Origin of the sequence: Lysobacter sp. Root604 (assembly GCF_001427505.1) — a bacterium.
Lineage (GTDB): Bacteria > Pseudomonadota > Gammaproteobacteria > Xanthomonadales > Xanthomonadaceae > Lysobacter.
This window is the reverse complement of sequence record NZ_LMGS01000009.1, coordinates 183,851-197,871: the sequence shown is the minus strand read 5'-3', so window position 1 is coordinate 197,871 and position 14,021 is coordinate 183,851. Positions and strand designations below refer to the sequence as shown.

11 protein-coding genes are annotated in these 14,021 nt (G+C 70.2%); 8 read left to right on the top strand and 3 right to left on the bottom strand.

What is annotated here, in order from left to right; translation table 11 throughout:
* Positions 1–63: 63 nt before the first annotated feature.
* The 3 genes from ASD69_RS09275 (at position 64) to ASD69_RS09265 (ending at position 2,875) form a co-directional block, all read left to right on the top strand.
* Positions 64–1,365: an ammonium transporter gene (locus ASD69_RS09275; RefSeq protein WP_343123562.1), complete on the top strand. Its 1,302-nt coding sequence runs from the start codon at positions 64–66 to the stop codon at positions 1,363–1,365.
* A 265-nt stretch (positions 1,366–1,630) separates the two neighbouring features.
* Positions 1,631–2,491, top strand: a complete 861-nt coding sequence (locus ASD69_RS09270) for an AraC family transcriptional regulator (RefSeq protein WP_056177143.1) — start codon at positions 1,631–1,633, stop codon at positions 2,489–2,491.
* A 24-nt stretch (positions 2,492–2,515) separates the two neighbouring features.
* On the top strand, positions 2,516–2,875 hold the full coding sequence (locus ASD69_RS09265; RefSeq protein WP_056177140.1) for a VOC family protein: 360 nt from the start codon (positions 2,516–2,518) through the stop codon (positions 2,873–2,875).
* Between the two features lie 10 nt (positions 2,876–2,885).
* Here ASD69_RS09265 and ASD69_RS09260 read toward each other — a convergent pair whose 3' ends face one another.
* Positions 2,886–3,818 (bottom strand): AraC family transcriptional regulator, encoded by a 933-nt coding sequence (locus ASD69_RS09260; RefSeq protein WP_056179714.1) that lies wholly within the window; start codon positions 3,816–3,818, stop codon positions 2,886–2,888.
* A gap of 241 nt (positions 3,819–4,059) precedes the next feature.
* Between ASD69_RS09260 and ASD69_RS09255 the strand changes: the two genes are divergently transcribed.
* A complete protein-coding gene (locus ASD69_RS09255) occupies positions 4,060–7,266 on the top strand; it encodes an efflux RND transporter permease subunit (protein ID WP_056177138.1) in 3,207 nt (1,068 codons plus the stop codon).
* A complete protein-coding gene (locus tag ASD69_RS09250) occupies positions 7,263–8,414 on the top strand; it encodes an efflux RND transporter periplasmic adaptor subunit (RefSeq protein WP_056177136.1) in 1,152 nt (383 codons plus the stop codon). Before ASD69_RS09255 ends, ASD69_RS09250 begins: the two co-directional genes overlap by 4 nt.
* 40 nt (positions 8,415–8,454) lie before the next feature.
* Here the strand turns inward: ASD69_RS09250 and ASD69_RS09245 are convergent, their stop codons facing one another.
* Entirely contained in the window at positions 8,455–9,147 is a 693-nt protein-coding gene (locus tag ASD69_RS09245) for a Crp/Fnr family transcriptional regulator (protein ID WP_056177134.1), read from the bottom strand.
* Between the two features lie 78 nt (positions 9,148–9,225).
* On the opposite strand from ASD69_RS09245, the gene ASD69_RS09240 reads away from it, so the two are divergent.
* The 3 genes from ASD69_RS09240 (at position 9,226) to ASD69_RS09230 (ending at position 12,620) form a co-directional block, all read left to right on the top strand.
* A complete protein-coding gene (locus tag ASD69_RS09240) occupies positions 9,226–9,990 on the top strand; it encodes a class II aldolase/adducin family protein (protein ID WP_056177131.1) in 765 nt (254 codons plus the stop codon).
* Positions 9,991–10,061: 71 nt separating this feature from the next.
* Positions 10,062–10,943, top strand: a complete 882-nt coding sequence (locus ASD69_RS09235) for a bile acid:sodium symporter family protein (protein ID WP_056177129.1) — start codon at positions 10,062–10,064, stop codon at positions 10,941–10,943.
* Between the two features lie 114 nt (positions 10,944–11,057).
* Positions 11,058–12,620: a serine hydrolase domain-containing protein gene (locus ASD69_RS09230; RefSeq protein WP_056177127.1), complete on the top strand. Its 1,563-nt coding sequence runs from the start codon at positions 11,058–11,060 to the stop codon at positions 12,618–12,620.
* Positions 12,621–12,698: 78 nt separating this feature from the next.
* Here the strand turns inward: ASD69_RS09230 and ASD69_RS09225 are convergent, their stop codons facing one another.
* Positions 12,699–14,021: a hypothetical protein gene (locus ASD69_RS09225; protein WP_082576397.1), complete on the bottom strand. Its 1,323-nt coding sequence runs from the start codon at positions 14,019–14,021 to the stop codon at positions 12,699–12,701.

The window sequence follows — 14,021 nt, the reverse complement described above, 5'->3', positions numbered from 1 at the left end:
CATGCATTGAAGTCCCGCTCGCGCGAGCGGTCGTTGCCAACCCTGGCCCTGGGCGCGCTGCCCCTGGCTGCACTGCTGGCTCCGCTGGCGGCGCGCGCGCAGGACGCCGCCGCCGCGGTCGAGCCGGTGGTCGACAAGGGCGACGTCGCCTGGATGCTGACCTCGACCCTGCTGGTGCTGTTGATGACCGTGCCCGGCCTAGCCTTGTTCTACGGCGGCCTGGTGCGCTCCAAGAACGTGCTGTCGGTGCTGATGCAGGTGCTGGCGGTGTTCTCGCTGATCGTGCTGTTGTGGGTGGCCTATGGCTACTCGCTGGCGTTCGGCGGTGGCGGCCCCTGGATCGGCACCTTCGACAAGCTGTTCCTGGCCGGCGTGAACAAGGAAACCCTGGCCGCGACCTTCACCGCCGGCGTGGCCTTGCCGGAGTACGTGTTCGTCGCCTTCCAGTCGACCTTCGCCGGCATCACCGGCGCGCTGATCGTCGGCGCCTTCGCCGAGCGCATCAAGTTCTCGGCGGTGCTGCTGTTCTCGGCGCTGTGGTTCACCTTCGCCTACCTGCCGATCGCGCACATGGTCTGGTACGGGCCCGACGGTTATCTGTTCGCCAAGGGCGCGATCGACTTCGCCGGCGGCACCGTGGTGCACATCAACGCCGGCGTCGCCGGCCTGGTCGGTGCCTATTTCGTCGGCAAGCGCGTGGGCTACGGACGCGAGGCGATCAAGCCGCACAACGTCGCCTACACCATGATCGGCGCCTCGTTGTTGTGGGTGGGCTGGTTCGGCTTCAACGCCGGTTCCAACCTCGAAGCCACCGCCGGCGCGGCCCTGGCCTTCCTCAACACCTTGCTCGCGACCGCGGCCGCGGCCCTGGCCTGGAGCCTGGTCGAGGCGGTGATCAAGGGCAAGCCGTCGATGCTGGGCGGCGCCTCGGGCGTGGTCGCCGGCTTGGTCGCGATCACCCCGGCCTGCGGCACGGTCGGGCCGATGGGCGCGATCGCGATCGGCGCGATCGCCGGCGTGGTCTGCGTGTGGGGCGTGCACGGCCTCAAGCGTCTGCTGCGCGCGGACGATGCATTGGACGTGTTCGGCGTGCATGGCCTGGGTGGCATCGTCGGTGCGCTGCTCACCGCGGTGTTCAGTTCGCCCTCGCTGGGCGGCTACGGCCTGGGCGCGGGCAACGACACGATCGCTGCGCAGTTGGGAGTGCAGGCGCTGAGCGTGGGCATCACGGTGCTGTGGTCGGGCCTGGTGTCGGTGCTGGCGTTCGCCGCGGTCAAGCTGGTGTTCGGCCTGCGCGTGGCGGAGGAAGCCGAGCGCGAAGGCCTGGACATCACCTCGCACGGCGAATCGGCCTACGAGCATTGACGATGACGGGCCGGAGGCACGCCTCCGGCCCGGCAGGCGGCGCGCGCCGCCGACCCTTCGCAGCAGCGGCGCGGACCGCGTCCGACTGCAAACGCCGTAGCGGCACGAACCGTAGCCCTGCGCGGCTCCGCGCCGCTGCTGCGAAGGATCGGCCTCCCCCTTCGAAAAAGGGGGATTGAGGGGGATTTGCTCCCGCTGTGCACGCGCTGCGTCCACCAAGACCGCCGACCCTGCGCCACTACATCCGCGGTGCTAGCATCCCCCCATGCACGTCACCACGCTGCTGCAAGGCCCGCTCACGGTGGTCGACTACCGCTGTCAGTCCGGCCCGCAGGATGCGCCCTTCGTCGAGGTGCACGGCCGCCATTCGCTGGCCTATGTGCGTCGCGGCAGTTTCGGCTACCAGACGCGCGGGCGCCGCTACGAACTAATCGCCGGCTCGGTGCTGGTCGGCCGCCCCGGCGACGAATACCTGTGCAGCCACGATCACCACCTGTGCGGCGACGAATGCCTGTCCTTCCACTTCGCCGAGGAGCTGGTCGACGAGCTGGCCGGTGCGCGTCGTAGCGCGGCCAGCCACTGGCTCGCCGCGGGCCTGCCGCCGCTGCCGGAACTGATGGTGCTGGGCGAACTGGCGCAAGCAGCCGCCGACGGACGCAGCGATCTGGGCGTGGACGAGCTCGGCCTGCTGTTCGCCCAGCGCTACCTGAGCGCGGTCGGCGCGGGCGACACCGGCGCCCCACGCACCCAGGCGCGCGATCGCCGGCGCGCGATCGAGGCCGCGCTGTGGCTGGACGCGCACGCGCACGAGGCGGTCGATCTGGAGCGCACCGCCGCCAGCGCCGGCCTCAGCGCCTTCCATTTCCTGCGCCTGTTCTCGGCCGTCCTCGGCGTCACCCCGCATCAGTACCTGCTGCGCGCGCGCCTGCGGCGTGCGGTGCCCCTGCTGGCCGACGAGGGCCGGCCGATCACGCAGGTCGCCTACGACAGCGGCTTCGCCGACCTGTCCAATTTCGTGCGTACCTTCCGCCGCGCCGCCGGGGTGTCGCCGCGCGGTTTCCGCCGCGCCGCGCGCGGCGACCGCAAGATTCTCCAAGAACGCATCGGCGCCTACGTCGCAGGCTGAGCCTCCATCCAAGGAGGTTCCGCCATGTACGACCATATCGGCCTGAAGGTTCGCGATCTCGACGTCAGCCTGCGTTTCTACGAAGCCGCTTTAGGCGCGCTTGGCCATCGCCTGGACTCGCGCTACGAGGGCGGCGCCGGCCTGGGCCCGCAGGGCGCGCCCGCGCTGTGGCTGTACGAGGACGCCAACGCGGTGGGCCAGAGCCACGTCGCCCTACGCGCGCCCGACCGCGCCAGCGTCGACCGCTTCCATGCCGCCGGCGTGCAGGCCGGCGGGCGCGACAACGGCGCGCCGGGATTGCGCGCGGACTACAGCCCGACCTATTACGCCGCCTTCCTGATCGACCCCGACGGCCACAACGTCGAGGCCGTGTGCATGGACTAAGCGGGCGGCCTCAACCCAAACGCGCGCTGCGCACCTGGCCGATTTCCGAGCGCGGTGGCGCGCCGAACAGGCGTTTGTACTCGCGGCTGAACTGCGAGGCGCTCTCGTAGCCGACCTTGTGCGCGGCCGCGACCGCCTCGATGCCGTCGATCAGCATCAACCGGCGCGCCTCGTGCAGGCGCAGCTGCTTCTGGAACTGCAGCGGCGACATCGTGGTCACGGCCTTGAACTGGTGATGCAACGAGGAGGTGCTCATGTGCACCGACTGCGCCAGGTCGTCGATGCTCAGCGGCTGCAGGTACTGCTGGCGCAGCATCTCGACCGCGCGCGCGATCCGGTGCGAGCGGGTGTCGGCCACCGCCAGATCGCACAGGCGATGGCCGAGGTCGCCGACCAGCACGCGGTAGAAGATCTCGCGCAGCGCGATCGGCGCCAGCACCGGCAGGTCGGCCGGCGTTTCCAACAAGCGCATCAGGCGCAACACCGCGTCCAGCAGCGGCGCGTTCACGCGCGCGGCGTACAGGCCGCGGTCGATGCCGGTCGACGGCGCCTGCGGGCCGGCGTCCAGGATCAGCGCGGCGATCTCGTCCGGATCGATGTCCAGGCGCAGGCACAGGTAGGGCTTCTCCGGCGTGGCCTGGGTGATCTGCCCGATCATCGGCAGGGTCACCGACACCACCAGATAGTTCAGCGGATCGTAGTGATAGGTCTCGCCGGCCAGCATCGCGACCTTGCTGCCCTGGGCGACGATGCACAGGCGCGGCTCGTACAGGGTCGGCTTGCACGGCGTCGGGGTGCTGGAGCGGATCAGGTACAGCTGCGGCACGGCGGTGGGGTGCACGCCGTCCTCGGGGGTCAATCGGGCAATCCGGTCGGCCAGCTCCGCCTGCGGGGCGCAGACCCCGTTGCGGGCGACAGACTCGGCGGAAGTGTTGGCGTTCATGGCTTCCAGCATCCGGCAGGGACGCTGCGATTATGTTTGCGGATCCTGTCGTTCGGCAGGCCCGGTTGGCGAAATTGCAGGATTGGGCAACGATTCGACAGCATCGTACTAACTGCCGACGCCCCCCGGGGCCTAACGTACGCCTCACCCCCCGACCCGACCGGGCCCGCCCCGGCGCGGCGCGCGCGCGCCTCGCCCCGACGCCCCCGGCCGAGGTTCCCTCGCACCGGGAAACGCCGCGATGTGGATCGTTCAATACGCGCTGGACCGCCGCTACACCATCGGCGTGCTGGCTATCCTGATCCTGCTGTTCGGTACGTTGTCGGCGCGGCGCATGCCCACCGACATCCTGCCCGAGGTCGGCATCCCCTCGATCAACCTGATCTGGACCTACAACGGTCTGCCGGCCGCGGACATGGCCGCCAAGCTCACCTCGTTCTCCGAGGTCGCGATCATGAACACGGTCGACGACCTGCGCGAGGTGCGCTCGGAGTCGATCAACGGCGCCAGCATCGTGCGCATCGACTTCCAGCCCACGGTCAGCCTGGACCGCGCCCTGGGCCAGATCACCGCGGTCTCGCAGACCATCCTGCGGCGCATGCCGCCGGGCACCTCGCCGCCGCTGGTGATCCGCAACAACGTCTCCAGCACGCCGGTGTTGCAGTTGGTGCTGTCCTCGGACTCGCTGACCGAAGCGCAGTTGTACGACTACGCGCGCCTGCAACTGCGCTCGCAGATCCAGACCATCCCCGGCATCCGCCTGACCCTGCCCTATGGCGGTGCGGCGCGGCAGATCATGGTCGATCTGGATCCCTCGGCGCTGCAGACCTACGGCCTGACGCCCAGCGACGTGACCTCGGCGCTGGAACGCGGCAGCCCGACCCTGCCCTCGGGTGCGATCCGCGAGGGCGCGCGCGAGCTGCAGATCTCGCTCGACACCAGCCCGGCGACCGCGGCCGACTTCCTCGATCTGCCGGTGACCGCGCGCAACGGCAGCGTGATCTACGTGCGCGACGTGGCCTCAGTGCGCGACGGTGGCGCGCTGCAGACCAACGTGGCGCGTATGGACGGTTCCAGCGCGGTGTCGGTGGCGCTGATCAAGCTCGGCGGCGCGTCCGCGGTCGAGATCGTGCGCGCGGTGCGCGCGCGCCTGCCCGAAATCGAAGCCTCGGCGCCGCCGGGCATGCGCATCCAACCGATCTTCGACCAATCCGTGTTCGTCGATCACGCGATCGGCTCGATCCAGCATGAGGCGTTGCTGGTCGGCTTGCTGGTGGCCCTGGTGGTGCTGGTGTTCATCGGCTCCTGGCGCTCCAGTCTGATCGTGCTGTCGGCCATTCCGCTGGCGCTGCTGGCCTCGGTGTCGCTGCTGCACCTGCTGGGCTACACCTTCAACGTGATGACCCTGGGCGGCCTGGCGCTGGCGATCGGCATCCTGGTCGACAACGCGGTGGTGGACGTGGAGAACACCAACCGCAACATCGCCCTGGGCAAGGACGTGCGCACCGCGATCCTGGACAGCGCGCGCGAGGTGGTGTTCCCCGAGTTCGTCTCCACGGTGGCGATCTGCATCGTGCTCACCCCGATCCTGCTGATGACCGGCCTGTCGGCCTGGGTGTTCACGCCGCTGGCGCTGGCGGTGATCTTCGCCATGGCGGCCTCGTTCCTGCTCTCGCGCACCCTGATCCCGGTGCTGTGCTATCTGCTGCTGCCGGCCGACATCGAAAGCCGCGCGCGCCCGCGTTGGCGCGCCGAGCGCGCGCTGCTGGCAATCAACCACCGCGTCGAGCACACCCTGGAATCGCTGCGCGAGCGCCATCACGACCTGCTGGTGCGGCTGGGCCACCACGGCGGCGTGCTCGCCCTGGCCGCGCTGCTGACCGTCGGCGTGGGCGCGGCCTCGGCGTTGATGCTGGGCCGCGAGTACTTCCCCCAGGTCGATGCCGGCCAGCTGCGTCTGCAGGTGCGGATGCCCTCGGGCATGCGCCTGGAAGAGACCGCGGCGCGCCTCACCCAGATCCAGCGCGAGATTCGCGACATCATTCCCGCGCGGGAACTGGAAACCGTCTACGAACAGATCGGCGTGCCCGACGCGGTCAACCTGGCGATGGTCGACAGCGCCGTGGTCGGCTCCTTCGAGGCCGAGGTGATGCTGCAGCTGCGCTCGCCGCACGCGCCCAGCCGCTTGTACCTGCAGCAACTGCGCGAACGCATCGCGCAGAAATTCCCCGACGTCAAAGTGTTCGAGCGTCCGCCGGACGCGACCAGCCGCACCCTGTCCGGCTCGGCCGCAACCATGCTGGAGATACGCCTGGTCGGCCGCGACAGCGCCGGCAACCTCGCCCTAGCGCGCGAGATCGAACAGCGCCTGCGCCAGGTGCCGGGCGCGGTCGACGTGGCCCTGCGTCAGGTCCTGGATCTGCCCGAGTATCAGGTCAAGATCGATCGCACCCGCGCCGCCCAGCTCGGCCTGGACACCCAGCAGGCCAGCCGCGCCGTGCTGGCGGTGCTGGGCTCGGCCGGCACGGTGTCGCCGGTGTACTGGACCGACACGGTCAACGCGATCGCCTACACCGTGCAGGTGCAGGCGCCGCCCGCGCGCCTGGGCGACATCGACACCCTGTTGAACACGCCGCTGCGCATCGGCGCCAACGGCCAGGCGGTGCTGTTGCGCAATATCGCCACCGTCACCCCGCGCACGGTGCCGGCCAGCATCGGCCGCACCACCCTGGCGCCGACCATCAGCGTGCTGGCCAACGTGCAGGGCACCGACCTGGGTTCGGTCTACGATCGTCTGACCGCGATCACCCACGAACTCGAAGCCCGCCTCAAGCCCGGCAACCGCATCGAGATCGCGGGCCAGGCCGGCGAGATGCAAAGCGCCTACGGCGAACTCGCGGCCGGTCTGCTGATGTCGGCGGTGCTGGTGTTCCTGGTGCTGGTGGTGAACTTCCAGTCCTGGATCCAGCCGCTGGTGGCGATGTCGGGCCTGCCGATCGCGATCGCCGGCGCCGCCTTCGGCCTGTTCGCGACCGGCACGCCGCTGAGCGTGCCGGCGCTGATGGGCGTGATGATGGTGATCGGCGTGTCGACCGCGAACAGCGTGCTGATCACCAGCTTCGCGCGCGGCCTGATCGCCGAAGGCCACGATCCCGAACTGGCCGCCTACGAATCCGCCGCGGTGCGCCTGCGCCCGGTACTGATGACCGCCAGCGCGATGGTGCTGGGCATCGTGCCGATGGCGATCGGTCTGGGCGAGGGCGGCGAACAGAACGCGCCGCTGGGCCGCGCGGTGATCGGCGGCCTGCTGTTCGGCACCCCCGCCACCCTGGTGCTGGTGCCTTCGATCCTGGCCGTGCTCGGCCGCCACATCAAACGACGCGCGGCGCGCCACGCGCACGCCGTACCCACCGCCGCCGGCGCCGCCGAGGCAGGAGCGACCCCATGAATCTGCTCATCCATTCCGACCGCACGCTCGCTCGCTCCGCCCGCGCCGCGGGCGCCTTGAGTCTGGCGATCGCCCTCGCGCTGGGCGCGGGCTGCAGCCGCAGCGAAGCCGAGACCACGCCGGCCAAGGGCTTGCCGGAAGTGCTGGCGGTGGCGGTGAAACCGGCCGACAGCGAACTCGAACTGCGCCTGCCGGCGCGCGCCTACGCCGGCGAGTCGGCGCAGATCTATGCGCGTGCCACCGGCTTCGTGCGCGAGCGCCAGGTCGATCTGGGCGATCGCGTCGCCGCCGGCCAGGTGCTGGCGACGATCTCCGCGCCGGAAGTCGATCAGGCCGTGCGCGAGGCCGCGGCCGATCTCAACCAGGCCAACGCCGATCGCGAGCTGGCCCAGGTCAACTTCGACCGCGCCCAGGTGCTGGTCGGCTCGGGCGCGATTTCCAAGGAGATGTACAGCGACCGCAAGGCCAACCGCGACGCCGCCGCCGCCGCGCGCGCGGCCGCCGAGGCCCGTCTGACCAGCGCGCGCGAGCGCAGCGCGTTCCAAAGCGTGCGCGCGCCGTTCGCCGGCGTGGTCTCGGCGCGCAATATCGAGCGCGGCGACCGCGTGGTCGCCGATTCGGCGGCCTCGGCGCTGCCGATGTTCGAGATCAATGCGCTGGACCCGCTGCGGATCGTGATCGACGTGCCGCAAAGCGCCGCGCTGCAGGTGCACGCCGGCCTGCAGGCGGAAGTGCGCTTTCCGGAATTACCGGGCGAGACCTTCAAGGCCGAAGTCGCGCGCAGCGCGCAAAGCCTGTCGCGCGATCTCGGCGCGATGCGCGTGGAGCTGCGTCTGCCCAACGCCGATGGCCGCATTCCCGCCGGCATGGTCGGCGAAGTGCGCCTGAAGGTCGCGCGCGCCGCGCCGGCGGTGTTGGTGCCGGTCTCGGCGGTGATCCAGGGCGGTGCCGGCCCGCGCGTGGCGGCGCTGCGCAAGGACGCGACCCTGGAGTTCCGCAGCGTCGCCCTGGGCCGCAACCTCGGCGGCGAGATCGAGATCGTGTCCGGCCTGGCGCCGGGCGATACCGTGGTGCAGGCGCCGAACGCGCTGCTGGGCGAAGGCGACAAGGTGCGGATCAAGCCGCCGGCGGCACCGGGCAAATCCTGAGTATCGCCGCGCACGCGCGCGGCGCTTGGTCCCCACGGCTCTAAGGCTTCGCGCCGCCGGTCAGGGCGCGCACGCGTTCGCTGTCCAGCAGCGCGATGCGGCTGTACTCGACCCGGATCAGCCCCAGCGCTTCCCAGCGGTTGAGCTCCTTGCTCACGCTTTGGCGGGTCGCGCCGATCATGCGCGCCAGATCCTCCTGCGGCAGGTGCAGGTCGATGACGATGCCCGCGCCTTGGGTCGCGCTGCCGTACACGCCGGCCAGCTCCAGCAGACGCTTGGCCAGCCGCGCCGACAACGGCAGCGTCATCATGTCTTCGACGAAGTCCAGCGACATGCGCAGGCGCCGGCACAGCAGTTTGGCGAAGGCCCGGTAGAGCTGATGGTGCTGGTCCAGCAGCGCCATGAACTTGGCCCGCGGCAGCAGCATCACCTCGGTGTCGCCGACCGCATGCGCGTCCTGCGGGCGCGGGCTGGCGTCGAACATCGACACCTCGCCGAACCAGCTGCCGGGCTCGAACCAGGTCAGCAGCACTTCGCGGCCGTCGGCGTGGGTCAGGCTGATCCGGATCCGCCCGCTCACCACGCCGTACAGGCCGTCGGCGTCGTCGCCGCGCGCGTACAGCAGCTCGCCGTGGCGCAGGCGCTTGCGCAGCGACATGCTCGCCAGCAGGGCCGTCACTTCGGGCGGCAGGTCGCGCAACCACGGGTCGGCGTTCGCGTTCGACAAGGGCATGGCCAGAGTGTCGGCAATCCGACGGACTCCGTCCAGCGCGGCTGCTAGCGTGCTGCGCTTCTGGTCCGAGGCGAAGCCATGAGCACAAATACGCACGCTACGAGTGCCGGATTTTCGGCGGAAGAATGGGCCCTGCGCGTGGATCTGGCCGCCGCTTACCGGCTGGTCGCCCTGTTCGGCTGGGACGACCTGGTGTTCACCCACCTCAGCGCGCGCATTCCGGGCCCGGAGCACCACTTCCTGATCAATCCCTACGGCTACATGTTCGACGAGATCACCGCCTCGTCCCTGGTCAAGATCGACCTGCAAGGCAACAAGCTCGACGACTCGCCGCATCCGGTCAATCCGGCCGGTTTCACCATCCACAGCTGCGTGCACGCCGCCCGCGAGGACGCGCAGTGCGTGATGCACGTCCATTCGATCAACGGCATCGCGGTCTCGGCGCAGCAGCAGGGCCTGCTGCCCTTGTCGCAGCAGTCGACCCTGGTGCTGTCGTCGCTGGCCTACCACGACTACGAAGGCCTGGCGCTCAACGAGGACGAAAAGCCCAGGCTGGTGCGCGACCTCGGCGACAAGACCTTCCTCATGCTGCGCAATCACGGCCTGCTGACCGCCGCGCGCAGCATCGCCGATGCCTTCCTGGCGCTGTACATCTTCGAGGCGGCCTGCATGATCCAGGTGCGCGCGCTGGCCGGCGATCGCGCGCTCGTCCGCGTGCCGCAGCCCATCGTCGACGGCATGCAGGCCCAGGCCGCGCAGGTCACGCGCGGCCTGGGCGGCGCGTTGGTGTGGCCGGGGCTGCTGCGGCGTCTGCAGCGCTTCAACCCCGGTTACGACAGTTGACCTTCGGGGCCGGTTCGGGCGTCAATCCAGAATCAGCGGATTCCCACTCTCCGGCCCAAGGGTAAGCAGGCATGGAAGACAGCCGTTTGTTGCAGGTGCTGCTGCCGATCGCGATCGCGTTGATCATGACCGGCATCGGCATGTCGTTGACGCTCGCGGATTTCCTGCGCATAGGCGAACGGCCCAAGCCGGTGCTGGTCGGTGTGCTCGGTCACTATCTGTGGCTGCCGGCGCTGGGCTTCTTCATCGCCTGGGCGTTCGCGCTGCCGCCGGAATTCGCGGTCGGCCTGGTCCTGGTCGCGGCCTGTCCCAGCGGTTCTTCCTCCAATGCGCTGACCTACCTGGCGCGCGGCAACGTGGCCCTGGCGGTCAGCCTCACCGTGATCAGCGGCCTGGTCACCTTCCTGAGCGTGCCGTTGCTGGTCAATCTGGCACTGCAGTGGTTCGCCGGCGAGCGCGCCGATCTGCAGGTGCCGTTCCGCAGCACCGCGCTGCATCTGGCCGCATTGGTGCTGGTACCGATCCTGGTCGGCATGGGCGTGCGCCGCCTGGCGCCGGCGTTCGCGCTGCGGATCGAGAAATGGACCGGCGCGTTCGCGTTGCTGGTGTTGTTCGCGATCATCGTCGCGCTGATCGTCCAGCAATGGGCGAATCTGCCGACCTTGCTGCGCGGCGTCGGCCTGCCCGCGTTCGCGCTGGCCTGCGGCGCCACCGCCGGCGGCGTCGCCCTGGGCCGCCTGCTGCGCCTGGATCTGCCCGATGCGCTGACCATCGGCATCGAGGTCGGCGTGCAGAACGCGACCCTGGCCGCCCTGCTGGCGCTGAGCCTGATGAAGTCCGAGCAGATCGCGGTGCCGGCGCTGATGTACGGAATGATGATGTACCTGCCGGCCGCGGTAGTGGTGATGTACGGACGGCGCGCATCGCGGCGCGCGGCCGTGCCGGCGACCTAGCGCAAAGTTCCGGCGTTGCGACGGGCCGGTGCGCGCCCACGCCTCGCGGCCCGTAGGCTAGCTCGTCGCGGCACCTAGGGTGGCCGCCTGTCAGCTCGCAAGAAGGAAGCCGCCATGCCCGTCGAGTCCGCCTGTCGTCCCTCGAACTCTGCGCGCGGCACCGGCATCGGTCTGCGCCTGCGTTGCTTGGGTTTGGCCGCGTGCGTCGTCGCGGCGACGGTGCACGCGCAGCCGCCGACCGAACCGGATCCCTTCGCCGCTCTGGATCACGGCCTGCGTCCCAGCGTGATCGCCGCCGGCCAGGCGCCGCCGCGTTGGTCGCTGGCCGAGCGCATGCGCCATTACCACGTGCCCGGCGTGGCGATCGCGCTGGTGAAGAACGGCGAAGTGGTGCGCGCAGCCGGCTACGGCGTGCGCGAGGCCGGCACCCAGGACAAGGTGGACGGCGACACGCTGTTCTCGGTGGGCTCGATCAGCAAGGTCGCCACCGCGACCACCACCCTGCGCCTGGTCGCGCAGGGGCGGCTGGATCTGGACCGCGATGTCGGCGACTACCTGCGGCGCTGGAAGCTGCCGGCCGCCGCCGCGGACGCACCGCCGCCGCGGGTGAGCCTGCGCATGCTGATGTCGCACACCTCGGGCCTGGGCGTGCACGGCTTCGCGGACTACCAGCCGCACGAAGCGCTGCCGACGCTGGTGCAGGTGCTGGACGGCCAGGCGCCGGCCAAGGGCGAAGCGGTGCGCTTCAAGCATGCGCCCGGTGCGGTCGTGGACTACTCCGGCGGCGGCGTCACCGTGGAGCAACTCGCGCTGGAAGACGTGTCCGGCCAGTCCTTGCAGGCGCTGGCGCAGGCGCAGGTGTTCGCGCCGCTGGGCATGCGCCGCAGCACCTTCGAAAGCCCGCTGTCGGCCGCGCGCGGCAACATCGCCAAGGCCCACGACCTCGATGGCGACCGGGTCGCGCTGCCGCGCGGCTGGGAGAGTTTCGGCGAGGGCGGCGCGTCCGGGCTATGGACCAGCGCGAACGATCTGGGCCGCTTGGTCGGCGCTTTGATCAAGAGCTATCAGGGGCGCGGCGATTTCCTGCCGCAGCCCTTGGCGACGGCGATGATGACCGAGGTCTCGCCCAGCGTATTCGGCCTGGGGCCGCGTCTGGGCGGTTCGGGCCAGAGCCGCTACTTCTTCCACATGGGCGCCAACGAAAGCTATTTGGCCCTGATGGAGGGTTATCCGGAAACCGGCGACGGCTACGTGGTGCTGACCAACGCCAGCAACGGCGGCGTGCTGATCGACGAAATCCGCAATGCCCTGGCCGACGCGATCATGCCGGGCGCTCGCCCGCCGGTACGGGCGGTGGCCCCGCGTCTGCCGCCGTCGCCGGATTTTGTCGGCGCTTATCGGCTCGACCCGCAGACGCCGATGGATCTGCGCCGCGCCACCGCCGACAACTTCGATTACCCGGGCTTCCGCGTGAACGTCGCCGGCGACACCGTCGAGTTGCTGATGGCCGGACGCGAGCAGCCGGTGCGCTTGCAGTCGCTGGGGCCGGCGCGCTACGTGTATGCCGGGCTCTACACCATCGTCTTCGACTTCCGTCGCGACGCCTGGGGCAAGGTGCGCGGCCTGACGGTGGCGATCCCGGAAACGGATTCGGTGACCTACTACCTCAGGGAGTAGTGGAGGTCCGCGCTCGGCCGCGGCGCCGTGCAGCGCGCCCCGACCGCGAGGCGCTCGCAGCGCTCGTCGCCGCGCCGGCTATGGTGTGCCGGCGGCATCCGTCGGCGTCTGCGCCACGATCAGGTCGCCGGCGCGCGCGCCCGGTCGCACGGACCAGCCGGGCGCCAGATCGAGCCGCCAGCCCTCGCCCTTGATTCCGGACGGGTCCGCGCCTTTTACGGACACCGTCGCTTGTTTGGCGCTCAGCAACGCGCCGCCGCTGTCGACCTGCAGCGCGCCCCATTCGCCGGTCAAGCGCAGGGTCGGGTAGACCATGCCCAGCTCGCCCAGCGGGATCAGGGTTTGCGGATTGAACTGACGATTGCTCTTCTTGAGCGCGATGATCAGGACCGGGCCGTCGACCAGGCGCGCCGTCAGCTCCGCCGCCTGCGCGCGCTTTTGCCGGTCGCGCGCCTCCTCCGCCGATCGAAGTGCGCCGTCGTCGTAGTGCGTGGCGCGCGCGGCTAGCGTCGTCGGGTCCGGATCGGGCAGGCGCATCGCCGCACTCAACAACTGGTCCAGGCGCTGTCCGGAACCGAGCTTGTCGCGCCAAGCCGGATCGGCCTCGTCCAGCAGCAGGCCATAGGCCGGGCCCGTGGCGTACGCAAACGAACGCACGAAGCTGGGCGCCTGCACGAACGCGGACAGGTCGTACTCGGCGTGGGCGATGCGCGCCTTGGGATCGTTGAGGCCGACCTTGACGCCGGTGTATTCGGGCACGCCCTCGTTGATCTCGAGCTGGCCTTCTTCCAGCGCGGCCTGCGCGAACAGGCGATAGCGTTCGTGCCGGAACAGCAGCGCGTCGCTCAGGGCCGCCTGCCGCAGCGCGGGCGTCGTCGCTTTCAGGGCCTGCGCCAGGGCGCGCCATTCCAGCTGCAACAGATAGCGGCCTTCCAGCGTGTCCAGGTGCCGGTTGCCGACTTCGTTGCGAGTGAGGCCCAACGTCGGCTGGATGCGATGGAACAGCTCGTGCGCGATCAGCACCTGGCGTTTGTCCGCCTCCGTGGGCAAAGGCCACAGCAGCTGGGTCCAGCGCACGCCCGCCCATTCGGTGGGCGTGTTGGCGATGATCACGCTCTCGGGCAAGGTCCCGGCGAACAGCGCGCCGGACGCCACCAGCCGGCCTTCCTTGTCGGCGACGTTGGCCACGACCGAACGATCCGTGTAGTCGACCAGCAGGATCGGGCCGCACAAGGAGGTTCCCCACAGCGCGCCCTCGTCGCGCTCGCACAGGGCTTTCGCCTCGGCGAACACGCGGGCCGCGTCGGCGGGGTCGGGAGCGGCGGTGGCGCGCGACGGCAGCAACAAGGCGGCCAGGGCGACGGCCAGGGCGGAACGGGTCAGGCCGGAGAGCAGGTCCAT

Coding starts and splice junctions, on each gene's coding strand:
- ASD69_RS09270 (WP_056177143.1), top strand. CDS start 1,631: ATGCACGTCACCACGCTGCTGCAAGGCCCGCTCACGGTGGTCGACTAC.
- ASD69_RS09230 (WP_056177127.1), top strand. CDS start 11,058: ATGCCCGTCGAGTCCGCCTGTCGTCCCTCGAACTCTGCGCGCGGCACC.
- ASD69_RS09225 (WP_082576397.1), bottom strand. CDS start 14,021: ATGGACCTGCTCTCCGGCCTGACCCGTTCCGCCCTGGCCGTCGCCCTG.
- ASD69_RS09250 (WP_056177136.1), top strand. CDS start 7,263: ATGAATCTGCTCATCCATTCCGACCGCACGCTCGCTCGCTCCGCCCGC.
- ASD69_RS09260 (WP_056179714.1), bottom strand. CDS start 3,818: ATGAACGCCAACACTTCCGCCGAGTCTGTCGCCCGCAACGGGGTCTGC.
- ASD69_RS09240 (WP_056177131.1), top strand. CDS start 9,226: ATGAGCACAAATACGCACGCTACGAGTGCCGGATTTTCGGCGGAAGAA.
- ASD69_RS09245 (WP_056177134.1), bottom strand. CDS start 9,147: ATGCCCTTGTCGAACGCGAACGCCGACCCGTGGTTGCGCGACCTGCCG.
- ASD69_RS09265 (WP_056177140.1), top strand. CDS start 2,516: ATGTACGACCATATCGGCCTGAAGGTTCGCGATCTCGACGTCAGCCTG.
- ASD69_RS09255 (WP_056177138.1), top strand. CDS start 4,060: ATGTGGATCGTTCAATACGCGCTGGACCGCCGCTACACCATCGGCGTG.
- ASD69_RS09235 (WP_056177129.1), top strand. CDS start 10,062: ATGGAAGACAGCCGTTTGTTGCAGGTGCTGCTGCCGATCGCGATCGCG.